This is a genomic window from Arenimonas terrae (genome assembly GCF_006265115.1).
Classification (GTDB): domain Bacteria; phylum Pseudomonadota; class Gammaproteobacteria; order Xanthomonadales; family Xanthomonadaceae; genus Arenimonas; species Arenimonas terrae.
On record NZ_SMDR01000003.1, the window covers coordinates 135,977 to 160,098 of the forward strand.

Genomic DNA, 24,122 nt, shown 5'->3' on the forward strand with positions numbered 1-24,122 from the left:
GCCGCTCAGCCGCGCAGGCCGAACACCGTCACCACCGCCACGAACAGCAGGATGGTCGAGGCGAAGATCGACACCGCCAGGTTGCCCTTCTGCAGCTCCTGCTCGATGTCGATGTGCTTGAGCAGCTTGCGGTCGATGAACTGCAGCCCGAGCACCGCCACCACCAGCGCGACCAGGGTCTGCACGATGTTGACGCCGAGGTTGAAGAAGGTGGCGATCAGGAAGTCGGTGGTCATGCGGGGCTCCGGCCGGGCTCAGGCCGGCGTACGCGTATCTTGTTCCAGCTTCGACAGATAGGCCATCGCGGCGTCGCGGCCGGTGCCGCACATGCTTTCGTGCGGACGCAGCGAGGCGCAGACGGCGGGGCGTTCGGGCGAACCGAAGATCCGGCAGCGCTGTTGGTCGTCCAGCTGCACGCAGGGCACGCCGGCGGGCTTGCCCTGCGGCATGCCGGGAATCGGCGAGCTGATGGACGGCGCGATGCAGCAGGCGCCGCAGCGGGCGCGGCAGTCCATCAGTCGGCGGTCAGCAGGGCGTCGGCGCGTGCGCTGAGGGCGTCGTAAACCGCGTCGGTGTCGGGGCGCTGGCCGTGCCAGAGCGCGAAACTTTCCGCCGCCTGCTCGACCAGCATGCCCAGGCCGTCGAGACGGTGTTCGCAGCCCGCGGCACCGGCCCAGGCCAGGAAGGAAATGGCGGCTTCACCGTAGCTGAGGTCCACCGCCAGCGTGCGCGCGGTCGCCAGCGAGAAGGGCAGGTCCAGGCCACCGGCGCCGCGGCCGGCCGAGGTGGCGTTGACCAGCATGTCGAAGGCGCCCAGGTCGGGCAGGTCGGCGGGATAACGCGTGTGCACGCGGCCCGGTTCACCGAGCGCGTCGGACAGCGCGTCGGCTTTTTCCGGCGTGCGGTTGACGATCCACAGCTCGCCGATGCCGGCATCGAGCAGGGCCGGCGCGACGCCGCGCGCGGCGCCGCCGGCGCCCAGCAGCAGCACGCGGCGGCCACGCAGGTCGAGGCGGCGGCGCTCGGTCAGGTCGTGCACCAGGCCGACGCCGTCGGTGTTGTCGGCGTGCCAGCCGTTCGGCGCCGCGGTGATGGTGTTGGCCGCACCGGCACGCCGGGCGCGGTCGCTGTGGGTCGCGCAAAGCGCCATCGCCGCCTCCTTGTGCGGAAGGGTGATGTTCGCGCCGCGGCCGCCGGCGCGCCAGAAACGCTCGATCGCACCCTGGAAGTCCCCGGGCGACGCGTCGATCGCGACATACTGCATCTCGACTCCGGTCTGGCGCGCGAAGGCGGCGTGGATGCGCGGCGACAGCGAGTGCGCCACTGGGTGTCCGAACACGGCGTAAGCAGCGGTCATGTCACTCCTCCTTCAGCCAGCGCGCCGCGTCGAGCGCGAAATAGGTGAGCACGCCGTCGGCACCGGCGCGCTTGATCGACACCAGCGCCTCGAGCGCGCAGGCGCGTTCGTCCAGCCAGCCGTTGAGCGCGGCGGCCTTGAGCATCGCGTACTCGCCGCTGACCTGGTAGACGAAGGTCGGCGCACCGTAGTGGTCTTTCACCCGACGCACGATGTCGAGGTAGGGAAGGCCCGGCTTGACCATCACCATGTCGGCGCCCTCGTCCAGATCGAGGCCGACTTCGCGCAGGGCCTCGTCGGAGTTCGCCGGGTCCATCTGGTAGGTGTACTTGTTGCCCTTGCCCAGGGCGCCGGCGCTGCCGACCGCGTCGCGGAAGGGGCCGTAGTAGGCCGAGGCGTATTTGGCCGCGTAGGCCAGGATGCGGGTGTTGACGTGGCCGGCGCCTTCCAGCGCCTCGCGGATGGCGCCTATGCGGCCGTCCATCATGTCGCTGGGCGCGACCACGTCGGCGCCGGCCTCGGCGTGCGAGACCGCCTGTTTCACCAGCGCCTCGACGGTGTCGTCGTTGGTGACGTAGCCGCCGGCGTCGACCAGGCCGTCCTGGCCGTGGGTCGTGTAGGGATCGAGCGCGACGTCGGTGATGACGCCGAGGTCGGGGAAGTTCTTCTTCAGCGCGCGGATGGCGCGCTGGGCCAGGCCGTTTTCATCCCAGGCGGCGGCGGCGTCGAGCGACTTGGCCTCCGGCGCGGTGACCGGGAACAGCACGATCGCCGGGATCCGCAGCTTCACCGCCTGCTCGGCCGTGCGCAGCAGTTCGTCCACCGACTGCCGCTCGACGCCGGGCATCGACGCGACCGGCGCCCGGCCCTGCAGCTCGTGGATGAACACGGGCAGGATCAGGTCGTCGGCGCTCAGGCGGTGCTCGCGCATCAGCCGGCGCGAGAAGTCGTCGCGGCGCATGCGGCGGAGGCGGGTGTAGGGGAAGGACATGGCGGGCGGATTCCGGTGCAGTTCGCGTGCCGGAATGATACGCCTGGCGCCGCGGAGGCGCGGGGGCCGGTGACCGGCCCCCGGCTCCGGGGAACTACTTGTTGCGGGCGGCGCAGCTGGTCACGCGGCCTTTGTCGCGGCCTTCGATCAGGCCCTGGGCCACCAGGCCGTCGGCGTACGCGGCCATGCAGCCGACGTACTTGCCGTGGTTCGGGGCGAAGGCCCGGCAAATCAGGCTGCGCGCCTCGATGCTGGCACCCACCGCGACGCCGGCCGGGTCCACCACCGGCACGCCGGTGTCGCAGTTGCCCAGCCGGGCGTTGCCGGGGTTGGTGCCCCAGCCGGTGTCGCGGAACAGGGCCGGCGTCAGGTCCACATCGAGGTCGGCGCGCAGGGTGCCGGTGATCGACGGTTCCATCAGCGCGTTCGGGCTCAGCGCGGTGTCGTAGTGCGAGAAGGTCGAGCCCGGGGCGAGCGTGGTCGGCGTGTTGAGCCGCACGCGGCCCGCGTCGTCGGCGCCGACCAGGCGGTCGGGGTCGGTGATGGCCTCGACCTGCACGCCCGGCGACGCAGCGCGCACCACGTTGCCATCGGCCTGGCTCAGGCCCAGCACCGGGATCGCCACCGCCGCGTTGACACCACCCGGCTCGACCAGCCCGGCCACGTTGTTGGCGACCAGCACGCCGCTGGCGCCCGCCGACTGCGCGTTCAACGCCTTGACGTCGAAGGTGCAGGTGCCGCGGTCCACCAGGGCGATCCGACCGGCCACGGCCGCTGCGTTCGCCAGCGGTTCGCAGGCGTCGCCTCCGGCGCCGATGCCATCGTCGGCCACCACGACCTCGCCGCTGAAGCTGCCCGGCGTCACGAACGGCCCCAGGGTCGAACGGCCGGCTTCGCGCGGGCCCTCGAGCCCGGCCGGCGCGCTGATGTTGATCGCCAGCCGCGGGTCGAGGAAGTCGGGCGCGGCCGAGGCGACGTTGCCGCCGGTCCACACGGTGCGGCCCGCGTCACGCACCGAGAACGCGCGCTCGGCGTTGTTCATCACCGGGAAGGCCTTGCCCAGCGTGTTGTTGAAGGCGTTGCGCAGGTAAACATCGGGATAACCGGACGGGTTGGCGGCATCCGGCGCGAACATCGAGCCCGTGCTCACGTTGAGGAAACTCTGGAAGCCGATGCCGTGGCCGATCTCGTGCATCACCACGTTGAGGAAGTTCACGCTGCCGGCCGGTGTCTGGCCGTCGAGGCCGTAATACCAGTCGGCGCCGCCGAGGCAGGCCGGGTCGCCGCTGATGCGGCTGTTGAACTGCGAGCTGATGTCGAGCGCGCCGGGGTTGGCGTCGAAGCCGACGATCGCCTCGGTCAGCGCCACGTTGTGCCACGTGCCCGGCGCGATCGCCCCGGGGAAGTCGCGGAACACCGAGGTGGTGCCGGCCGAGCCGAGCACCGCGCCGGTGGCCGTGCAGGCCTGCGGGATGAAGCGGGCGCCGACGATGATCGGGACCTCGCTCTGCATGATCGCGCCCCACATGCGGGCGGCGTACGCGTAGACGACCTGCCGCTGTTCGCCCAGCGTGGTGGCCGGGTTGCCACCCTCGGGGGCGCGCGGGGTCGGGTCATCGAGGCCGGCGCCGGTGCCGGCGTCGAGGTTGACGACCACCAGTTCGGCGGCGGACAGCGGGGCGGCGGCGAACGCGGCCACCAGGGCGATGGCGAGTGCGGACTTATTCCTCGACATGGTCCACCTCCACGTCGCCGGCGTGGGAGACCACCAGCTGGCCCTGCGCGTCGCGCGTGACCAGTACCTGGCTGTCCAGGCTTTCGGGAACCAGCATCGACACCGAACCGTCGGCGTGGCGGACCAGGGTCTGCTGCGCCTCGGCTTCGGTGGCCGGACGCAGCAGGCCGCCGACGCCGGGGCCCGCCTTCGCGCGCGCGGACTGGCGCAGGCGTTCGGCATCGCGTTCGAGTTCGCGGTCCTCGGCGGCGGTGGTCGCACGCAGACGGCCGGTTTCGCGGTCGATGCCGGTCTTGCTGCCGGGTTCGGAGGATGCGGTATCGGCCGCGAAGGCCGGGACGGACAGGGTGAGCGCCAGCGCCAGGGGGACGGCGAGTGGCTTGAGTGCGGACATCTGCATGCCTTTCTCCAGAACAGAGGGTGGACGCAGGAAGCAAAAGCAAGGACGCTGTGCGGCGCCGGCCCGGGGCCGGCACGTCACTTCTCTTTCGACCCCTGCAACGAATGGAGGCGCGCCGGACCGATGCTGCTCCCTCGCTGGTCCCCGCTCCCCCGCAGCGGAGCCTACTCCGGCCCCATCGGCGTGGAATGAAGACCTCGTTAGGACCGCGTCAAGGCCTGCCGTCCGGCGCCCGCGCCTGCCTGGCGCTGATCGCCCTGCTGGCCGCGGCCTGCTGGCTGGGACCGCTGCTGGGCGGCCACGACCCCCACCGCCCGGACTGGGGCGCGCTGTCGTCTGCGCCCTCCCTGGCCAACGGCCACTGGTTCGGCACCGATGCGATCGGCCGCGACATCCTGGCGCGCACGCTCGCCGGCGGCCGGCTGTCGCTGACCATCGGCGCGCTGGCGACGGTGGTGGCGCTGGCGATCGGCCTGGCCTACGGCGCCATCGCCGGTTATGCCGGCGGCCGCACCGAACGCGCGATGCTGCGGCTGCTCGACGTGCTCTCGGCGCTGCCTTTCCTGCTGATCGTGATCCTGCTGCTGGCGCTGTTCGGGCGCTCGCTGTGGCTGCTGCTGGCGGCGATCGGCGGTTATGTCTGGATCGACCTGGCGCGGGTGGTGCGGGCCGAGGCCGCGCGCCTGCGCGAGGCGCCGTTCGTGCTGGCCGCGCGCGCCGCCGGGGCCAGCTTTGGCCAGGTGCTGCGCTGGCACCTGCTGCCCAACCTGCTGCCGCTGGCCCTGGTCTATCTCGGGCTGATCCTGCCGCAGGCGATCCTGGTCGAAAGTTTCCTCGGCTTCCTGGGCCTGGGGCTGGACGAGCCTTCGGCCAGCTGGGGCAGCCTGCTGCACGAAGGCAGCCAGGAGCTCGACACGGCGCCCTGGTCGCTGCTGTTCCCGGCCGGTTTCCTGGTGGCGACGCTGGCCGCCTTCCAGTTCCTCGGCGACGGCCTGCGCGACTGGCTGGACGTGCGCGGGGCGCCGGCATGAGCGCGCGGCTGGCGCTGCGCGGACTGCAGGTGTCGGCCGGCGCGTGCCGGCTGCTGGGTCCGATCGACCTGGACATCGCGCCCGGCCAGTGCCTGGGCCTGGTTGGCGAAAGCGGCAGCGGCAAGAGCCTGACCGTGCTGTCCTTGCTCGGCCTGCTGCCGCCCGGCCTGCAGGCGCGCGGCGAACTGCTGGTGGACGGCGAGCGTTTCGAGCTCGGCAGCCGCGCGCACCACGCGCTGCGCGGCCGGGTGATCGCCTGGATGCCGCAGGACCCGCAGGCCAGCCTGCATCCGCTGCGCAGCGTTGGTGCCCAACTGGTCGAGAGCCTGCGCGTGCTGCGAGGCCTCGACGCCGGCGCGGCGCGGCGCGAGGCGATCGCGCTGTTCGAACGCCTGCAGCTGCCCGATCCGGCGACCCTGCTGGCCCGGCACCCGCACCAGCTGTCGGGCGGCCAGCGCCAGCGCGCGCTGCTGGCCATGGCCCTGGCCGGGCGGCCACGACTGCTGCTCGCCGACGAACCGACCTCGGCGCTGGACCCGCGCCTGGCGCAGGAGGCGCTGCAGCTGCTCGACGGCCTGCGCCGCGACCTCGGCCTGGCCGTGCTCCTGGTCAGCCACGACCTGCCCGCGGTCGCCGAACACGCGGCCCAGGTGCTGATCCTGCGCGGCGGCGAGGTCGTCGAGCGCGGCGAGTGCGGCGCGGTGTTCGCCCGGCCGCAGCATGACTACACCCGCGAACTGCTGGCCGCCGACCGGCTGCCGGTGCTGGCGCCGGCACCCGCCGGCGCGCGGCTGCTGGAGCTGCAGTCGGTCAGCGTCACCTATCCGCGCGCTGCGGCGCCGGCGGTGGCCGAGGCCAGCCTGGAGCTGCACCGCGGCCAGTGCCTGGCCCTGGTCGGCGAGAGCGGCAGCGGCAAGAGCAGCCTGGGCCGGGCCGTGCTGCGGCTGGCGAAACAGGGCCTGGGCGGCCGCATCCTGCTCGACGGCGAGGATCTGCTCGGTGCCGACCGCCACCGGCTGCGGGCGCTGCGGCGGCGCATCGGCGTGGTGTTCCAGGACCCCTACGCGTCGCTGGACCCGCGCATGCGCCTGGTCGACCTGGTCGCCGAACCGCTGCGCATCCACGGCCTCGGCGATCCGGCGGCCCGCCGCGCGCAGGCGCTGGCCGGGCTGGCGGCCGTGGGGCTGGACGCGGCGCTCGCCGACCGGTACCCGCATCAGCTCTCGGGCGGCCAGCGTCAGCGCGTCGCGATCGCTCGAGCCCTGGCCACCGGCCCGGACCTGCTGGTCTGCGACGAGGCGGTATCGGCGCTCGACGCCCACCATCGGGCCGGCGTGCTGGCCCTGCTGGCGCGCCTGAAGCGCGAGCGCGGCCTGGCCCTGCTGTTCATCACCCACGACTTCGCGGCCGCCCATGCCCTCGCGGACCGTACCGCCCTGATGAGGGACGGCCGCCTGGTCGCGGTCGGCGATACCGCGACCGTGCTGGCGGGAACGGCCCGGGCCGGCTGATACACTCGGGCCGAACCCCCGGGGAGGGGGAGTACGAAGACCGATGCCGCATCACCCGCTGTCTCCAGGCGAGCTAAAACCCACGGTCCAGGCCCTGCCTCGCACCGACGACACCTCCGCGCTCGCCGCCGAGGTCCAACGCCTGCGGGTGGACGTCGAGCGGCTGGGCCGCGCCGAACGCCTGCAGCGCGCGCTGTTCGCCATCTCCGACCTGGCCAGCTCCGACCAGGACGCCGCGACCGTGCTGCACGGCCTGCACGAGATCGTCGGCCGGCTGATGTACGCCGAGAACTTCTACATCGTCCGCTACTCGCCCGAGACGGACACGATGCGCTTCATCTACTTCGCCGACAGCCTGGACCCGATCAAGCCGGATCCGACCGAAGAACTGCCGGCGTCGCAGATGGGCAACAGCCTCACCCTGGCCCTGATCCGCCACGGCCGGCCGGTGCTGGGCCCGTCCGACGACGTGCGCCGCGCCCTGAACGTTCCGCGCGACGAGACCCTGGGCCCGGACAGCGAGGACTGGCTGGGCGTGCCGATGGTGGACGAAGGCGTGGTGCGCGGCGCCGTGGTCGTGCAGAGCTACGACCCGGAAACCCGCTACAGCGAGGACGACCGGGCCCTGCTCGGCTACGTCGCCCAGCACATCCTCACCGCCCTGGCCCGGCGCGACGCCCAGGAAGAGCTGGAGCGGCGCGTGGACGAACGCACCCGCGAGCTGCGCCAGCAGATCGCCGAGCGCGAGCGCAGCGAGCGGCTGCAGGCGGCGCTGTTCCGCATCGCCGAACAGGCCGGCCGCAGCGAAAGCATCGAGGTGTTCTACGCCGAGGTGCACGGCATCGTCAGCGCCCTGCTCGACGCGCGGAACTTCTTCATCGCCCTGCTCACCGACGACGGCCGCGAGCTCGACTTCCCCTACTCGGTGGACGAGCGCGACCAGAAGCGCCCGCGCCGCCGCCTGGCCAAGGGCCTGACCGAATACGTTCTGGCCAGCGGCCAGCCCCTGCTGGCCGACCGCGACGGCATCCACGACCTGGTGGCCGAGGGCAAGGTGCAGTCCTTCGGCACGCCCTCGGTGTGCTGGCTGGGCGTGCCGCTGCAGATCGGCGGCCAGCCGGTCGGCGTGATCGCGGTGCAGTCCTACACGCCCGATTACCTGTACACCAAGCGCGACCAGGAGCTGCTGAGCTTCGTCTCCTTCCACATCGCCCAGGCGCTGGAGCGCCGCCAGGCCAACGAATCGCTGCGCCTGGCCTACGCCGAGCTCGAGCAGCGCGTGGCCTCGCGCACCAGCGAGCTGGCCGACGCCAACCGCGAGCTGCTCGACCAGATCTCGGTGCGCGAGCGCATGGAGCACAAGCTCAAGCACGAGGCCATGCACGACACGCTCACCGGCCTGCCCAACCGCAGCCACCTGCTGGGCCGCATGGGCATGGCGCTGTCGCGCTACCGCTACGACCCGACCCAGCTGTTCGCGGTGCTGTTCCTCGACCTCGACCGCTTCAAGGTGGTCAACGACTCGGTCGGCCACCTGGTCGGCGACGAGCTGCTGAAGGAGGCCGCGCGCCGCATCGGCCGCTGCGTGCGCGACCCGGACATGGTGGCGCGCCTGGGCGGCGACGAGTTCGCGATCGTGCTCGACTTCATCCACACCGCGGACGACGCGGTGGCGGTGGCCGACCGCGTGATCAGCTCGCTGGCCGAGCCGATGCGCATCGCCGGCAAGGAGCTCTACACCTCGGCCAGCATCGGCATCGCGCTGGTGGACGGCCGCTACCGCAGCCCGGAAGAACTGCTGCGCGACGCCGACGTGGCGATGTACCGCGCCAAGGCCACCGGCCGCCAGCGTTACGCCCTGTTCGACGAACACCTGCACGAGGCCGCCCTCAAGCTGCTCGAGCTCGAGGGCGACCTGCGCCGCGCGCTGCAGCGCCAGGAGTTCGAGCCGCACTACCAGCCGATCATCAGCCTGGCCGACGGCGGCCTGGTCGGCTTCGAGGCCCTGATGCGCTGGCACCACCCGGTGCGCGGGCTCAGCGCGCCGGGCGATTTCATCGGCATCGCCGAGGAGACCGGCAGCCTCGAGCACATGGACTGGCAGGTCTATGAGCTGGTCTGCCGCGACACCAAGCGGCTGTCGGCACGCAACGCCTACATCACGCTCAACGTCTCGCCGCGGCACCTGCGCGCGCCCGACTTCGAGTCACGCCTGCTGGAGATGATGGCGCGGCATGCAGTGAAGCCGGCACACCTGCGCCTGGAGGTGACCGAGGGAGCCCTGCTGGAACAGCCCGAACAGGTGCAGGCCTGCCTGGGCCGCCTGCGCGAGGCCGGCGTGCTGACCCTGCTCGACGACTTCGGCACCGGCTACTCCTCGCTAAGCTACCTGCACCGATTCCCGCTGCACGGACTGAAGATCGACCGCAGCTTCGTGGCGGAACTGCGCAGCGGCGAAAGCGGGGGCAGCACGGCGATCGTGCGCGCGATCCGGCTGCTGGCCGATTCGCTGGGCCTGGAAGTGATCGCCGAAGGCATCGAGACCGAAGAACAACGCTACCAGCTGCGCCTGCTCGGCCTGAGCCTGGGCCAGGGCTACCTGTTCTCGCGGCCGGCCTCGGCCAGCGAGATCCTGGCGCGTTACGGCATGTCGGACGGCGGCACCGCCTGAGCGGGCATCAGCCCCTCGGCGCGCAGCCAGGCGATGGTGTCGGCCAGCAGCTGCGGCAGCGGCGTGCTGCGGTAGCCGAGCTCGTGTTCGGCCTTGGATGAGTCGACCTTCAGGTGGTGGCTGGTGAACGCCGCCGCCACCGGCGTCACCGACGGCGGCCTGCGCGTGATCCGCGACACCAGGTCCAGCGCCCGGGCATAGATGCGCAGCACCGGTGCCGGCATCGGCCGCGACGGCGTCGGCTTGCCGAGCTGCCGTCCAACTTCCTGGATCAGGGCCAGGAAGGTCGCGTGTTCGCCGCCCAGCAGCCAGGCCTCGTCGCGGCGCGGGCCCTGCCAGGCCCGCACCTGCGCGCGCGCGACTTCACGCACGTCGGCGAAGGCGCCCGAGCCCGGCGGCGCGCCGGGCAGTTTGCCGGCGTCGATCAGGCGGATCAGGTTCGACCAGTTGTTGTAGTCGCCCGGCCCCAGGATGTGCGCGGGCTGGAACACCAGGAAGGGCAGGCCGGATTCGCGCACCAGGCGCTCGGCCGCGTGTTTGGTGCGCTCGTAGTTGATCCACGATTCGGCGCCGCGCTGCGGCACGTCCTCGCGCAGTGTGCCGTGCACGCGGTGCGAGTAGGCCGACACGCTCGAGGTGTGCACGAAGGTGGCGACACCGGCGGCGCGCGCCGCCGCGATCAGCCGGGCGGTGCCGCCGACATTGGTGTCGGTCTGCGCGGCGTCGCCCGGTCCCCAGTTGTTGGTGTCGGCGGCGGTGTGGAAGACGGCCTCGCAGCCGGCGGTCGCCGCGGCCAGGGCGGCGGTGTCGCCGAGATGGCCGCGCACTGGCTGGGCGCCCAGCGCCACCAGGGCCGCGTCTCCCGACGCCGAGCGGGACAGCCCGCGGACGAGGTTGCCGGCCGCGACGAGTTCGCGCACGAGGTGTCGGCCGAGGAATCCGGTGGCGCCGGTGACGAGCAGGGTGGGCATGGCGATTCTCGGCGTGAGGTGAGGGTGGGCGCCCCATCCCTGGCATGGCGCCCGGCAGGCCGCACGCGCTGGACTGTACGTTCAGCCTTCGGTGACTATAGCCAAATGCCGCCTGATTCGACGCTGTCCGGACAACTGCTGCAGCTGTTACCCGAGGCCGTGGTGCAGACGGATGCGCAGTGGACCCTCACGTTCTTGAACCCCGCCTGGCACAAGCTCACCGGCCATCCCCTGGACGGTTCGCTCGGACGGTCGCTGCTCGACTTCGTGCACCCCGACGACCGGGGAACCGTCCGGTCGGGCATGCCCGTATTCCGGCTCCGCTTCGCCGATTCGGACTATCGCTGGGTGCGCCTGCAGCTGCAGGCGGAATCCGACACCGCCGGCCGCGTGCTCGGTCGCCAGGGCGTGCTTCTTGAGATCACCGAGGTCACCGAGCAGGTGCTGGTGGAAGTCCGCCAGCGGTTCCTGCGGCTGCTCGAGACGATCGACGGCGTGGTGTGGGAAGCCGAGTTCGGCGTCGGCAACACCTTCCTCAGCCCGCAGGTCGAGCGGCTGTTCGGATACACGGTGGAGGAGTGGCGGTCGGACCCGGGGTTCTGGCGTTCGCGCGTGCACCCCGACGACTTCGAGCAGGCAAGGGCCATCGACGACGCCGCCTACCGCGCGACGCACAGTTATGCCTACGAGATGAGCTACCGCCTGATCGCCAAGGACGGCGCGACCGTCTGGGTACGCGACCTGTGCCGGGCGATCGTCGAACCGGGCCGGCCGAACCGCATGATCGGCCTGATGATCGACGTCAGCCGGCAGAAGAACACCGAGCTGGAGCTGACCCAGTCCGACAACCGCTATGCGCTGGCCACGCGCGGGTCCAATGACGGCATCTGGGACTGGGACCTGAGGACGGACGTGCTGCACGCCTCTCCGCGATTCCACGAGATTGTCGGACTGGGCGACATCGGCAACCTGCACGCGCGCGGCTGGACGTTCCTCGAGCAGATCATCGACGTGGAGGATCGCAAACGCGTGCAGGCTGCCTATCGCCGGCATCTGTCGGGCCACTGCCCGAACTTTTCGGTGGATTTCCGGGCCCGCCACGGCTCTGGCCGGCTGATCTGGGTCAACTGGCGCGGGGTCGCCCGGTTCGAGGGCGGCGCAGCGGTGCGCATGGCGGGATCGTTGAGCGACCTGGCCGAACGCGCGAGCTCCTACGACTCGTTGACCAACCTGCCCGGGCGGCCGCTGTTCCGCGTCCGCCTCGAGCACGCCATCGCGCTGCACCAGGACGGCCTGCGGGATGGGCAGGCGCCGGACGAGGCCACGATGTTCGCCGTCCTGATGCTGGATCTGGACCGGTTCAAGGCGGTCAACGACAGCCTGGGTCACCACGCCGGCGACCAACTGCTGCAGCAGGTCGCACGCCGGCTCGAATCGAGCGTGCGCGCGGCGGACCTGGTCGCCCGCACCGGTGGCGACGAGTTCAACGTACTGCTGGAGGCCGTCGATCTCGCCAGTGCGACGGCCCGGGCCCGGCAGATCGCCGCCGTGCTCGCGGCCCCCTATCGGATCGGCCCGCACACCGTGGCCAGCGGCGCGAGCATCGGCGTGGTCATGAGTCAGCCGGGCCTCGCCACCACCGATGACTACCTGCGGGCCGCCGACGCCGCCATGTACCAGGCCAAGAGCCGGTCACTGGGCGTCTCTGTCTACCCGGGCTGAGCCCGCCCCCCGGGGCCCCGCCCGCGCGGCCCGGGCAGTCCGGCTGTCAACCCGCTTCTGACCGTATTGTGAAACCGGTCACGTTTCAAAGGCTATACTTCAGCAACACTGCCTAACCCCCCGGTAAATATGGCAATGATGAGCTCCCTGCTGCCGCTCCCCCTGCCCCTGGCCCCGATCGCGTGGCTGACGGGCCTGCGCCGCATCCCCGACAACTGCGTGGTCACCGTGCACCGCTTCGGCCGCTTCGTGCGCGCCCTGGGCCCGGGCTGGCGCTGGACCGTGCCCGGCCTCGACCGCCTCGGCGAACCGGTCTGCCTGATCGGCCACCACCTGGACGTGGCCGGCAGCCGCGGTACCCACGCCGAGCTGCACTACCAGATCCTCGACCCGGCCCAGGCCGGCGAAGCCCTGGACCGCGTGGACGCCCTGGTCAGCGACCAGGCCCGCGACGCCCTGGCCTCCCTGCAGGCCCTGGCCGACTCCACCCGGCCGATGGCCGAAGCCCTCAAGGCCGAACTCAACCGGCGCGTCGCCCGGCTGGGCCTGCGCGTCATCCGCTGCTCGCTGCACGCCGCCTGATCCAGGGGCGTGCGGCTACGTTTCCGCAGGATGCGGCCATCACGGACGCCGTCGTGTCCTGCCGGAAACGTAGCCAGACGCCCCTTGAATCCGGGGTCAGAGTGCATTTATCCGAGCCTGCGGCCGCCGCGGCAACGTGGATAAGTGCACTCTGACCCCGGACTTTTCCGCGACAATGCGCGGCATGAATCCGTTGACCCACCTGCTGCCGGAGCTCGAGTCCGGCCTGAGCGCCCTCGGCCTGCCGCCCCGGCCGCTGGCCGACCGTCTGCTCGACTACCTGGCCCTGCTCGACCGCTGGAACAAGACCTACAACCTCACCGCCGTGCGCGAGCCGCGCGAGATGCTGGCCAAGCACCTGCTCGATTCGCTGTCGATGTGGCCGCACGTCGCGCCCGGCAAGCTGGCCGACCTCGGCACCGGCCCCGGCCTGCCGGGCATTCCGCTGGCGCTGGCGGTTCCCGGCCTGCAGGTCACCCTGGTGGAAAGCATCAGCAAGAAGACCCGCTTCCTGCGCGAAGTGGTGCGCCAGCTGGGCCTGGACAACGTGCGGGTGCTCGATTCGCGCGCCGAGGCCGTGGCCGAGCCCGGCGCCTACGACCAGATCACCGCCCGCGCCATGGACACGCTGGCCGGCATCCTGGCGGTCGGCGGCCACCTGCTCGCGCCCGGCGGCCGCCTGCTGGCGATGAAGGGCCAGCGGCCCGACGCCGAGATCGCGGCGCTGCCGCCCGGCTGGCGCGTCGAATCGGTGCAGGCCCTCACGGTTCCCGGCCTGGAGGGCGACCGCCACCTGGTCACCGTCACCCGCGACCCGGCCGAGGCGGCATAATCCCCCGCTCGGGCCAACCTCCCGTTCGAACCCCCACCCACCGGCCCGCACGGGTCCGGCGCAAGGAGCCTGCATGGGTCGCATCATCGCCATAGCCAACCAGAAGGGCGGCGTCGGCAAGACCACCACCGCCGTCAACCTGGCCGCCGCGCTCGCCGTGACGCCGCGCCGGGTGCTGCTGGTGGACCTGGACCCGCAGGGCAACGCCACCATGGCGTCCGGCGTGGACAAGCGCGAACTGGCCAACTCCACCTGCGAGGTGCTGCTGGGCGAATGCGACGCCGCCGGCGCCATCGTCAAGACCCCCGAAGGCTACGACCTGCTGCCCGGCAACATCGACCTGACCGCGGCCGAGATCCGCCTGATGGACGAAAGCGCGCGCGAGCAGCGGCTCAAGACGGCGCTGGGGCCGCAGCGCGGCAACTACGACTACATCCTGATCGACTGTCCGCCCTCGCTGTCGCTGCTGACGCTCAACGCGCTGGCCGCCGCCGACGGCGTGATCGTGCCGATGCAGTGCGAATACTTCGCGCTCGAAGGCCTGAGCTCGCTGGTCGACACCATCAACGCGCTCAAGGGCAAGCTCAACCCGGCGCTCGAGATCGAGGGCATCGTGCGCACCATGTACGACGTGCGCAACAACCTCGCCAACGCGGTGTCGGCCGAGCTGACCAAACATTTCGGCGACAAGGTGTTCCGTTCGATCATCCCGCGCAACGTGCGCCTGGCCGAGGCGCCCAGCCACGGCCAGAGCATCGTCGGCTACGACCGGGCGTCGCGTGGCGGCATCGCCTACCTGGGCCTGGCGGGCGAGATCGTGCGGCGCGAGAAGAAGCTGTCCAAGGAGTTGGCATGAGCACCAAGAAGCGCGGCCTGGGCCGCGGCCTGGAGGCCCTGCTGGGCACGGGCAACAAGGGCGCCGCGCCCGAGGCCGAGCCGGCCGCGTCCGGCGAGGGCCTGCGCACCCTGCCGATCCAGGCGATGCAGCCGGGCAAGTACCAGCCGCGCACCGGCATGGACCCGGACAAGCTCACCGAGCTGGCGGAATCGATCAAGGCCCAGGGCCTGATCCAGCCGATCGTCGTGCGCGAGATCGGCAAGCACAAGGACGGCAGCCCACGCTACGAGATCATCGCCGGCGAACGCCGCTGGCGCGCCGCCACCCAGGCCGGCCTGGACGACGTGCCGGTGGTGCTGCGCGAGGTCGACGACCGCGCCGTCATCGCCATGGCGCTGATCGAGAACATCCAGCGCGAGGACCTCAACCCGCTGGAAGAAGCGCAGGCGCTGAGCCGCCTGATCGACGAATTCAGCCTCACCCATCAGCAGGCCGCCGAGGCCGTCGGCCGCTCGCGCGCCGCGGTGTCGAACCTGCTGCGCCTGCTGGAGCTGCCCGACGGCATCCGCGCCCTGCTCGAGAACAAGCAGCTGGAGATGGGCCACGCCCGCGCCCTGCTGACCCTGGCACCCGCCGCCGCGCTGTCGCTGGCCAAGGAAGCCGTGGCCGAAGGCTGGTCGGTGCGCGAGGTCGAGCGCCGCGCCCAGCTGCTGGGCAAGGGCCAGCTGCCGGGCAAGAAGCCGGCCAAACCCGCCGGCAAGAAGACCGACGCCGACATCGCCGCGCTCGAGCGCGAACTGTCGGAAAAACTCAGCGCCAAGGTCGCCGTGCAGCACGGCCGCGGCGGCCGCGGCAAGCTGGTGATCGCCTACCACGGCCTCGACGCGCTCGACGGCATCCTCGAGCTGCTGCGCCGCTGAGCCAGGGCATACGGGCATGACGATCCTGGTCACCGGCGCGGCGGGTTTCATCGGCGCCTATGCCTGTCGGGCCCTGGCGGCCCGCGGCGAGCGCGTGGTCGGCCTGGACAACTACAACCGTTATTACGACCCGCAGATCAAGCGCGACCGCGTCGCCGCGCTGTGCCCGGACGTGGCGATCGCCGAACTCGACCTGACCGACCGCGCCGGGCTCGAGGCCCTGTTCGACCGCGAGCAGCCGACCCGCGTGCTGCACCTGGCCGCCCAGGCCGGCGTGCGCTACTCGCTGCAGAACCCGCAGGCCTACGTCGACAGCAACCTGACCGGTTTCACCAACATCCTCGAGCTGTGCCGCCACCGCGGCGTGCAGCACCTGGTGTACGCCTCGTCCTCGTCGGTGTACGGCGGCAGCGCCACGCCGCCGTTTTCGGAAGACCAGCGCGTGGACAAGCCGCTGAGCTTCTACGCCGCCACCAAGGTCGCCAACGAGGCGATGGCACATACCTACGCGCACCTGTTCCGGCTGCGCGCGACCGGGCTGCGCTTCTTCACCGTGTACGGCGCCTGGGGCCGGCCGGACATGGCGCCGGTGCTGTTCTCGCGCGCGGTGCTCGAGGGCCGCGGCATCGAAGTGTTCAACCATGGGCGCATGCGCCGCGACTTCACCCACGTCAGCGACATCGTCGCTGGCGTGCTGGGCGCGCTCGACCACCCGCCGGCCGACGGCGGGCCCGACGCGCCGCCGCATCGCGTGTTCAACCTCGGCAACCACACCCCGGTCGAGCTGGAGCGCTTCATCGCCGTGATCGAACAGGCCGCGGGGCGGCCCGCCGACAAGACCTACCGGCCGATGCAGCCGGGGGACATGGTCGAAACCATGGCCGACACCCGGGCCGCGAAGGCGGCCTTCGGCTTCGAGCCGGCGACGCCGATCGAGGCCGGGCTGCCCGAGGTCGTGGCCTGGTGCCGGGAGTATTTCAGCGCACACTGACTGCGGACGTTCAAGAAAGATTTAACACCCGGGTTGAGACTATGCCGCCGCAACTGGCCCGTCCCTGGAGTTCCGCGTGAGTGCACCGCCGCTGTCCGTCGTCGTTCCCGCCTTCAATGAAGAGGGCAACGTGCTGGCGCTGCTCGACGAGATCGTCGCGGCCCTGCGCGGCGTGACGCCCTTCGAGGTCATCTTCGTCGACGACCACAGCCGCGACGGCACCCGGGCCGCGCTGCAGTCCGCCCTGGCGCAGGTGCCGGAGCTGCGCGTGCTGGGCCACGAGCGCCAGAGCGGCCAGAGCACCGCCATCCGCACGGGCGTGAAAGCCGCGCGCGGCGAATGGATCGCCACGCTCGACGGCGACGGCCAGAACGATCCGGCCGACCTGCCCAAGCTGCTGGCCGCCCGCGACGCCGGCGCGGCCGATGTGAAGCTCTACGCCGGCTGGCGGGTCAACCGCCAGGACACCGGCAGCAAGAAGTGGGCCTCGCGCTGGGCCAACGCCATCCGCTCGCGCCTGCTGCACGACGCCACGCCCGATACCGGCTGCGGCACCAAGCTGTTCGAACGCGCGGCCTTCCTGGACCTGCCGTATTTCGACCACATGCACCGCTACCTGCCGGCCCTGATGCAGCGTGCCGGCTGGAAGACCGTGAGCGTGCCGGTGAACCACCGCCCCCGCGGCGCCGGCGCCTCCAAGTACACCAACCTGGGCCGGGCCCTCGTCGGCATCCGCGACCTGATGGGCGTGGCCTGGCTGATCAAGCGCAGCCGGCTCACCGGCGTGCGCGAACTGGAGTGAGCCGATGAATGCCGAAATCCTCTGGCTGGAGTGGACCGGCCTGCACGTGACCGCCTGGAAGCTGATCGGCTACACCGGCGCCCTGATGTTCGGCGGCCGCTGGGTGGTGCAGTTCGTCGCCTCGCGCCGGGCCGGCAAGCCGGTGATCCCGCGGGTGTTCTGGTACATGAGCCTGGTCGGCGCCCTGATGACGCTCAGCTACTTTCTGTTCTCGGCCAAGCAGGACTCGGTGGGGGTGCTGCAGAACCTGTTCCCCACCTTCACCGCCGCCTACAGCCTGTGGCTGGACATCCAGCACCGGGGCTGGAACCGGGACCGGGCCGAGCACTGAGGGCCGCCAAGTCCTTGTTTTTTCAGGCCCGGGACAAGCGCCCGGGCCGCCCCGCCGCGATTTCCGCGCCTAAGTGATTGCCCGGCAAGGGTTTGATGGGCATAATGCGCGGCTCGCTCCGCACCCTGCCTTTGGTCTCCGGCCCCGGGAATGCGATCCCGTCCGGTGGCGGAGCGCCCGCAACATCCCGCATCGCATGCGCCAGCCAGCCGAAAGGCCAGCCGCGCGGGGCCGCCGCCGCCCGGGCTATGGGCGGCCAGTCCGACCCAGGAGTTTGACCATGAGCCGAGTTTGCCAAGTTACCGGCAAGCGCGTGCAGACCGGCAACAACGTCTCGCACGCCAACAACAAGACCCGCCGCCGTTTCCTTCCCAATCTGCATGAGCGCCGCTTCTGGGTTGCCTCTGAGAACCGCTGGGTGAAGCTGCGCCTTTCCATGCACGCCCTGCGCACCATCGACAAGAACGGCATCGACTCCGTCCTGGCCGAAATGCGCGCCCGCGGCGAAAAGATCTGAGGAGGACTGAACCATGGCATCCAAGCGCGACAAGATCCGCCTGACGTCTTCTGCCGGCACCGGTCATTTCTACACGACCGACAAGAACAAGAAGACCACCCCGAACAAGATGGAGATCAAGAAGTACGATCCCGTCGTCCGCAAGCACGTGATGTACAAGGAAGGCAAGATCAAGTAAGCCCCCGGGCTTCGATCGCTTCCCCCCAGGAAACCCGCCCCCGTGGCGGGTTTTCTTTTGCCCGGCCGCTCACAGCTGCGACTTGATCGGCCAGATCACCATCTCGCTGAACTTCTCGTGCCACGGGCGGTCCAGCCACTGCTGGTAGGTGTAGGGCTTCGCGCTGCGCAGGTCGTTTTCAAAGACGCGGGTCATGTGCGCCGCGAAACCGCGGTCGTAGACGTTGAGGCTGGCCTCGTCGTTGAGGCTGAAGCTGCGCATGTCGAAGTTGGTCGAGCCCACCGACACCAGCAGGCCGTCGGCGATCAGGGTCTTCACGTGCATCATCGTCGGCTGGTAGACGTGGATCTCCATGCCGGCCTTCAGCAGCTCGCCCCAGATCGCCCGCGAGGCGATGCGCACAGTCTCCGAATCGATGTGCTCCCCCGGCACCAGCACCCGCACCCGCACGCCGCGCTTGAGCGCCATCCGCAGCGCCCGCACCACCAGCTCGTCGGGCACGAAGTACGAGGCGTGGATGTCCAGCGACTCGCGCGAGGCGGCGATCGCCATCAGGTACATCAGGTGCATGCTTTCACTGCCGCCCTCGGGCGAGCTGATGAACATGTGCGCGTCCATCGCCCCGGCCGGCGCGAGCGACGGGAAGTATTCGTCGCCGTTGAGCACGCGACCCGTGACCTTGATCCAGTTGTCGATGAAGGCCGCCTGCATCTGCGCCACCACCGGTCCGCGCACGCGGAAATGCATGTCGCGCCAGTGCAGCGGGTCCTGGGCATGGCCGCCCCACTGGTCGGCGATGCCGACGCCGCCGGTGAAGGCCGTCTCGCCGTCGACCACCAGCAGCTTGCGGTGCGTGCGCTTGTTCAGCCGCGAGAAGCTGTACCAGCGCAGCGGCCGGAACAGCTCCACGCGTGCGCCGGCCGCGCGCATGGCCGTCACCAGCGAGGAATCCATCTTCAGGCCGCCGACCCAGTCGATGACCACGTTCACCTGCACGCCGGCGCGCGCGCGTTCGGCCAGCGCCTCGGAGAACTCCAGGCCGACGTCGCCGGACCAGTAGATGTAGGTCTCGAAGTTGATCGTGCGCTCGGCCGCGCGGATCGCCTCGAGCATCGCCGGGAAGATTTCGTCGCCGTTGTTGAGCGGATCGACCTGGTTGCCCGCCAGCACCGCCGGGCCCAGCAGCACGCCCAGCTCGCGCCGGAACTGCGGGTCGGCGACGGCGTAGTCGTGCTCGACCGCGCGGTCGAGCGTCTTCTCGGGCCGGGTGAAGTTGAACGAAAACAGCACGATGACCACCGTGGCCAGCGCGGTGACCGCCACCGTCCACAGCCGGCGCCTGCTCCAGGCCATGCCCGTCTCCTGTCCGTCGTGGCCCCGAGTCTGCCAGCATCGGCGGCTGCCGTCGCCGGTCGCGCCGCCTCGCGGCAAGGGAAATTTTTACACGCGGTCGCGCCTTATTTCGGGCCGCCCAGCGGCTTGCGCTGCATCAGCAGCGCGACGATATCGGCGGCCGGCACCGGCCGGGTGAACAGGTAGCCCTGGGCTTCGTCGCAGCGCAGCAGGTGCAGCAGCCGCGCCTGTTCCTCGGTCTCCACGCCTTCGGCGACGACCTTGAGCCGCAGCGCATGCGCCAGCGCGATGATGCTCGAGACGATCGCCAGGCCCTCGGGGCCATCGGTCATGCCGACGATGAAGGAGCGGTCGATCTTCAACGCGTTCACCGGCAGCTTGGCGATGTAGGCCAGCGAACTATAGCCGGTGCCGAAATCGTCCACCGCCACCGTGATGCCGGCGTCGCGCGCGGCGGACAGCGCGACGATGTTGCGCTCCACGTCTTCCATGATCACCGACTCGGTGATCTCCAGCTCCAGCTCGGCCATGCTGCTGCCGGAGGTGAGCGCCGCCACCGATTCGGCGAAACCCGGCCGCCGCAGCTGCAGCGGCGACACGTTCACCGCCACCCGCGGTGCCACCAGCCCGCGCGACCACCAGTCGTCCTGGTCCGCCAGCGCCTGCCGCAGCGCCCAGTCGCCGACCTCGCCGATCAAGCCGCATTCCTCCAGCACCGGGATGAACTGCCCGGGCGGCACCAGGTGGGGCTGGTCGGGCGAACGCCAGCGGATCAGGGCCTCGACGCCGGTGATCCGGCGGTCGGCCATTCCCACCTTGGGCTGGTAGTGCAGCACGAATTCGTTGCGCTCGATCGCCCGCCGCAGCCTCGATTCCAGGTTCAGGGCCTCGGCGGCCCGGGCGTTGAGCTCGGGCGCGTAGAAGGCCAGCCGCTCCGAGGTCACGCGCGCGCGCCGGAGCGCCGCCTCCGCGTTGTGCAGCAGGGTCTCGGCATCTCTGCCGTCACTGGGATGCACCGCGATTCCGATCCGGCAGCCGATGCGCAGCTCTTCGCCGGCCACGGCATAGGACGCGCCGAAGCAGCGCTCGACCAGGGCGTTGACGGCATGCGCGACTTCGGCCGCGGATTGCGGATCGCGCAGTTTCATCACGAACACGTCGCCATTCAGGCGCGCGACGCTGTCCTCCGCCGCCGTCAGCCGCCGCGCGACCTGCCGCAGCAGTTCATCGCCGGCCTCGCGCCCCAGGGTTTCGTTGACCAGACGGAAGCGTTCGAGGTCCATCACCAGCACCGAGAGCATCTGGGCACCCGCGCCGTTGCGGTCCTTGAGCGAACGCGCCAGCCGGTCCGAGAAGGCGCTGCGATTGGGCAGTCCCGTCAGCTCGTCGTGCGTGGCCAGGTAGTGGATCTGCTCGGACTTGCGCAGGTGTTCGAGTGCGTAGGAGACGTCGCCGGCCAGCTCCGACAGCAGTTTCATCTCCTCGCTGTCGAAGAAGCCGGGCTCGGCCGCGTAAAGCACCATCACGCCCGCCGCCGCGCCGTCGATGGACAGCGGCAGGGCGGCCAGGGAGCGCGCGCCGGACGCGCGCGTGGACGGCAGCATCAGCGGCTCGGCGGCAAGGTCGTTGATGACCAGGGGCTGGCGCCCCTTCACCGCCGCCAGCCAGGCGGCGTAGCGGGGCGAGTCCTGGTCGGCGAGCAGCTGTTCGAGTTCGGTGAAGAAGGCCGGGTCGTCGCCCTGCCCCGCGCGGAAGCGCAGCCGGTCGTCGGGCCCGTCCATCAGGGCGATCCAGGCCCGCGGGAAGTGGCCCGAATCCACGGCGATGCGGCAGGCCTCGGTCAGCAGCTCTTCCTGGTTGCCGGCGCGCACGATCAGGGTGTTGATGCCGCTGAGCACCGACAGCACCCGGTTGACGCGGCGCAGTCGGGCCTCGCTCTTGGCCAGCGCCTGCTCGGCCTGGTAACGCTCGCTGATGTCGCGCAGGAACACCGTGTACAACCAGCCGTGAGAGGTCGCGAGCTTCGATATCGAGGCGTCGACCGGGAATTCGGTGCCGTCCAGGCGCTGGGCCCAGACCATGCGCGCGCCCATGCGCCGTCCCGTGTCCGCGCCTTCGCCGAACTTCTCCACCTGGCTGTGGTGCGCCCGCTGGAAACGCACCGGTATGAACTGGTCCAGCGAGCGGTTCATCGCCTGCTCGCGCGGGCAGCCGAACAGCTTCTCGGCCGCCGAATTGAACAGCACGATCTTCTGCTGCTGGTCGATGGCGATGATGGCGTCCAGCGCCGACTCCACCAGGCCCGACAGCCGCGCCTCGATCTGCGCCAGGCCTTCGTAGGCCAGACCCAGCTGCTCGCTTTTTTCCTCGAGCTTGCGGATCAGGATCTCGCTGTATTGCTTGAGTACCGGCGTCTCAAGCTCGGCGCCCGGCGCCGACGGCGCGCGCTGCCGGCCGCGGGCCGCATCCAGCGCCGCCAGCAGCACGCCGACCGGCGCGGGCTTGGCGACGTAGGCGTCGGCGCCGGCTGAAGTGGCGAGATCTCGGTCGGCCGGCGAGTTGTAGGTGCTGGTGTAGAGCACGAAGGGCAGCGCGCCGAAGCGCGGATGGCGGCGCAGCGCCAGGCACAGGCGGTAACCGTCCATGCGCGGCATCAGGATGTCGGAGATCACGCCGTCCACGGGTGTGTCCGCCAGCAGCTCCAGCGCCTCGACGCCGTTGGCGGCCTCGACCACCTGCTTGCCTTCGGCCTCGAGCTGGGCGCGCAGCAGCCGCAGGTTGGTGGGGTTGTCGTCGACGATGAGCAGGCGCTGCGCCGGCGGCGCCAGGAAACCGGCGAGCTGGCGGCCGAACTCGCGGGTGTCGATCGGCTTGGTCACGTAACCGATGCAGCCGGCCTCGCGCGCCTTCTGGTCGTCGCCCTTCATCGCGAATGCGGTCAGCGCCACCACCGGGATCGCCGCGAGCCGCGGCTCGGCCTTGATGCGGCGGGTCAGGGTCAGGCCATCGGTGCCGGGCAGGGCGATGTCCATCAGGATCAGGTCCGGCACGGTGCCGGAGAGGTAGTCCAGGGCCTGGTCGGCGTCGGCGGCCTGGTCGACCTGATGGCCCTCCAGCTCGAGCACGCTGGCGGCCAGGCGCAGGTTGGTGGGGTTGTCGTCGACGATCAGGATCCGGCTCATGCCGCGTCCCCTCGCAGCGGCAGGCGCACGATGAAGCAGCTGCCGTGGCCCAGCTCGCTTTCGAGCCCGATGTGGCCACCCTGCAGCTCCACCAGCCGGCGGGTGAGCGCCAGGCCCAGGCCGGTGCCGGGCCGGCGGCTGGTTTCCGCCGGGTCCAGCCGCTCGAACTCGACGAACAGCCGGCGCTGGTCGGCCTCGGCGATGCCGATGCCGTTGTCGCGCACGCTAAGCACCAGCTCCTCGGGCTGCGGGCGCGAGGCGACGATGCGGATGACGCCTTCGGCGTCGGTGAACTTGACCGCGTTGGAGACCAGGTTGAGCAGCACCTGCTTGAACTTCTGCCGGTCCAGCCGCACCCGGTCCAGCGGCGCTTCGACCGACCAGGCCAGGTCCAGGCGTTTTTCCGCGACCGCCGGCGCCAGCACCGCGCAGGCCTCCTGCATCGCGTCGGCGAGCACGAACTCTTCCTCGTGCAGCTCCATGCGCCCGGCCTCGATCTTGGAGATGTCCAGCAGGTCGTTCACCAGGTGCAGCAGGTGCCGGCCGCTGTCGAGGATGTCCTGCAGGAAGGCGCGCTGGCGCGCGCTCAGCTCGCCGGCCTTGCCGTCCACCATCAGCTCGGAGAAGCCGATGATGCCGTTGAGCGGCGTGCGCAGTTCGTGCGACATGTTGGCCAGGAACTGGCTCTTGAGCCGGCTTGCCTGCAGCAGCGAGGCTTCGACGCGCTTGCGCGCGGTGACGTCGCGGATCGCGCTGAGCACCATCGGGCCGGCGGCGGTGTTGACCGGGCTGAGGCTGATCTCGACCGGGAACTCCTCGCCGTCGCCGCGGCGACCGTACAGCTCCAGTCCGGCGCCCATGCCGCGGGTGCGCGGCTGGGCGAAGAAGCCGTTGCGGTGCCCGGCGTGTTTGGCGCGGTAACGCTCGGGCAGCAGGGTCTCGATTGGCTGGCCGACCAGATCGGCGCGTGGATAGCGGAACAGTTTTTCGGCCTGGCCGTTGGCCAGCGCGATCCGCCCTTCGCCATCCATCATGACGATGGCATCGGGCATGGCCTCGATCAGGTCGTTCAGGGTCCTGTCGATCATCCCGGGCATCCTGGTTCCCTCTCGGCGGACCGGCCGCCGATCCGGTGGCGCGGTCGACGCGTCGAGTCTAGTCCCCACCGGTCCGGGCGTGCCTGAACCGGTCTCTGAACCGGCGCAGT

23 protein-coding genes are annotated in these 24,122 nt (G+C 70.8%); 13 read left to right on the forward strand and 10 right to left on the reverse strand.

The window, feature by feature from the left end; translation table 11 throughout:
* Positions 1-5: 5 nt before the first annotated feature.
* From E1B00_RS12330 to E1B00_RS15685, 6 genes are all read right to left on the reverse strand, one after another.
* Positions 6-236 (reverse strand): DUF350 domain-containing protein, encoded by a 231-nt coding sequence (locus tag E1B00_RS12330; RefSeq protein ID WP_139449224.1) that lies wholly within the window; start codon positions 234-236, stop codon positions 6-8.
* Between the two features lie 18 nt (positions 237-254).
* Positions 255-515 (reverse strand): YkgJ family cysteine cluster protein, encoded by a 261-nt coding sequence (locus tag E1B00_RS12335; protein WP_139449225.1) that lies wholly within the window; start codon positions 513-515, stop codon positions 255-257.
* Entirely contained in the window at positions 515-1,357 is an 843-nt protein-coding gene (aroE, locus tag E1B00_RS12340) for a shikimate dehydrogenase (RefSeq protein ID WP_139449227.1), read from the reverse strand. The genes E1B00_RS12335 and aroE overlap by 1 nt, the downstream gene beginning before the upstream one ends.
* A gap of 1 nt (position 1,358) precedes the next feature.
* A complete protein-coding gene (gene hemB, locus E1B00_RS12345; RefSeq protein ID WP_139449228.1) occupies positions 1,359-2,348 on the reverse strand; it encodes a porphobilinogen synthase in 990 nt (329 codons plus the stop codon).
* A 94-nt stretch (positions 2,349-2,442) separates the two neighbouring features.
* Positions 2,443-4,083 (reverse strand): PA domain-containing protein, encoded by a 1,641-nt coding sequence (locus E1B00_RS12350; protein WP_176693240.1) that lies wholly within the window; start codon positions 4,081-4,083, stop codon positions 2,443-2,445.
* Positions 4,070-4,483 (reverse strand): post-PEP-CTERM-1 domain-containing protein, encoded by a 414-nt coding sequence (locus E1B00_RS15685; protein WP_176693241.1) that lies wholly within the window; start codon positions 4,481-4,483, stop codon positions 4,070-4,072. Before E1B00_RS15685 ends, E1B00_RS12350 begins: the two co-directional genes overlap by 14 nt.
* A 188-nt stretch (positions 4,484-4,671) precedes the next feature.
* Here E1B00_RS15685 and E1B00_RS12355 point away from each other — a divergent pair, with 188 nt between their 5' ends.
* Genes E1B00_RS12355 through E1B00_RS12365 form a run of 3 tightly spaced genes read left to right on the forward strand, consistent with a single transcriptional unit; the run spans position 4,672 to position 9,696 of the window.
* The gene (locus E1B00_RS12355) at positions 4,672-5,514 is read left to right on the forward strand and encodes an ABC transporter permease (protein ID WP_176693242.1); all 843 of its coding nucleotides are present in this window, start codon (positions 4,672-4,674) and stop codon (positions 5,512-5,514) included.
* Positions 5,511-7,025 carry an ATP-binding cassette domain-containing protein gene (locus tag E1B00_RS12360; RefSeq protein ID WP_139449233.1) on the forward strand — a complete coding sequence of 505 codons (1,515 nt, stop codon included), beginning with the start codon at positions 5,511-5,513 and terminating at the stop codon, positions 7,023-7,025. The genes E1B00_RS12355 and E1B00_RS12360 overlap by 4 nt, the downstream gene beginning before the upstream one ends.
* Positions 7,026-7,068: 43 nt before the next feature.
* Positions 7,069-9,696, forward strand: coding sequence for a GGDEF domain-containing protein (locus E1B00_RS12365; protein WP_139449235.1), 2,628 nt, complete (start codon positions 7,069-7,071; stop codon positions 9,694-9,696).
* On the opposite strand, the gene E1B00_RS12370 is transcribed toward E1B00_RS12365, so the two are convergent.
* Positions 9,666-10,667, reverse strand: coding sequence for an NAD-dependent epimerase/dehydratase family protein (locus E1B00_RS12370; RefSeq protein ID WP_139449236.1), 1,002 nt, complete (start codon positions 10,665-10,667; stop codon positions 9,666-9,668). The genes E1B00_RS12365 and E1B00_RS12370 overlap by 31 nt on opposite strands.
* Before the next feature lie 105 nt (positions 10,668-10,772).
* Here E1B00_RS12370 and E1B00_RS12375 point away from each other — a divergent pair, with 105 nt between their 5' ends.
* The 10 genes from E1B00_RS12375 (at position 10,773) to rpmG (ending at position 18,380) form a co-directional block, all read left to right on the forward strand.
* Positions 10,773-12,389 (forward strand): sensor domain-containing protein, encoded by a 1,617-nt coding sequence (locus E1B00_RS12375; RefSeq protein ID WP_139449238.1) that lies wholly within the window; start codon positions 10,773-10,775, stop codon positions 12,387-12,389.
* A gap of 138 nt (positions 12,390-12,527) precedes the next feature.
* A complete protein-coding gene (locus E1B00_RS12380; RefSeq protein ID WP_139449240.1) occupies positions 12,528-12,971 on the forward strand; it encodes an SPFH domain-containing protein in 444 nt (147 codons plus the stop codon).
* Positions 12,972-13,107: 136 nt separating this feature from the next.
* Positions 13,108-13,803, forward strand: coding sequence for a 16S rRNA (guanine(527)-N(7))-methyltransferase RsmG (gene rsmG, locus E1B00_RS12385; protein ID WP_425456508.1), 696 nt, complete (start codon positions 13,108-13,110; stop codon positions 13,801-13,803).
* Between the two features lie 73 nt (positions 13,804-13,876).
* Positions 13,877-14,659: a ParA family protein gene (locus E1B00_RS12390; RefSeq protein WP_139449243.1), complete on the forward strand. Its 783-nt coding sequence runs from the start codon at positions 13,877-13,879 to the stop codon at positions 14,657-14,659.
* A complete protein-coding gene (locus E1B00_RS12395) occupies positions 14,656-15,561 on the forward strand; it encodes a ParB/RepB/Spo0J family partition protein (RefSeq protein WP_139449245.1) in 906 nt (301 codons plus the stop codon). Before E1B00_RS12390 ends, E1B00_RS12395 begins: the two co-directional genes overlap by 4 nt.
* Positions 15,562-15,577: 16 nt before the next feature.
* Positions 15,578-16,552 (forward strand): NAD-dependent epimerase/dehydratase family protein, encoded by a 975-nt coding sequence (locus tag E1B00_RS12400; protein WP_139449247.1) that lies wholly within the window; start codon positions 15,578-15,580, stop codon positions 16,550-16,552.
* A gap of 76 nt (positions 16,553-16,628) precedes the next feature.
* A complete protein-coding gene (locus E1B00_RS12405) occupies positions 16,629-17,354 on the forward strand; it encodes a glycosyltransferase family 2 protein (RefSeq protein WP_139449249.1) in 726 nt (241 codons plus the stop codon).
* Between the two features lie 4 nt (positions 17,355-17,358).
* Positions 17,359-17,685, forward strand: coding sequence for a lipid-A-disaccharide synthase N-terminal domain-containing protein (locus tag E1B00_RS12410; protein ID WP_139449251.1), 327 nt, complete (start codon positions 17,359-17,361; stop codon positions 17,683-17,685).
* Positions 17,686-17,965: 280 nt separating this feature from the next.
* Positions 17,966-18,202, forward strand: a complete 237-nt coding sequence (rpmB, locus tag E1B00_RS12415) for a 50S ribosomal protein L28 (RefSeq protein ID WP_139449253.1) — start codon at positions 17,966-17,968, stop codon at positions 18,200-18,202.
* A 13-nt stretch (positions 18,203-18,215) separates the two neighbouring features.
* Complete coding sequence (rpmG, locus tag E1B00_RS12420; RefSeq protein WP_034224346.1) at positions 18,216-18,380, forward strand: 50S ribosomal protein L33; 165 nt, start codon at positions 18,216-18,218, stop codon at positions 18,378-18,380.
* A 69-nt stretch (positions 18,381-18,449) separates the two neighbouring features.
* Here the strand turns inward: rpmG and E1B00_RS12425 are convergent, their stop codons facing one another.
* From E1B00_RS12425 to E1B00_RS12435, 3 genes are all read right to left on the reverse strand, one after another.
* Positions 18,450-19,733: a phospholipase D-like domain-containing protein gene (locus tag E1B00_RS12425; protein WP_139449254.1), complete on the reverse strand. Its 1,284-nt coding sequence runs from the start codon at positions 19,731-19,733 to the stop codon at positions 18,450-18,452.
* Between the two features lie 104 nt (positions 19,734-19,837).
* Positions 19,838-22,915, reverse strand: coding sequence for an EAL domain-containing protein (locus E1B00_RS12430; protein WP_139449256.1), 3,078 nt, complete (start codon positions 22,913-22,915; stop codon positions 19,838-19,840).
* The gene (locus E1B00_RS12435) at positions 22,912-24,003 is read right to left on the reverse strand and encodes a PAS domain-containing sensor histidine kinase (RefSeq protein WP_176693243.1); all 1,092 of its coding nucleotides are present in this window, start codon (positions 24,001-24,003) and stop codon (positions 22,912-22,914) included. The genes E1B00_RS12430 and E1B00_RS12435 overlap by 4 nt, the downstream gene beginning before the upstream one ends.
* Positions 24,004-24,122 lie beyond the last annotated feature (119 nt).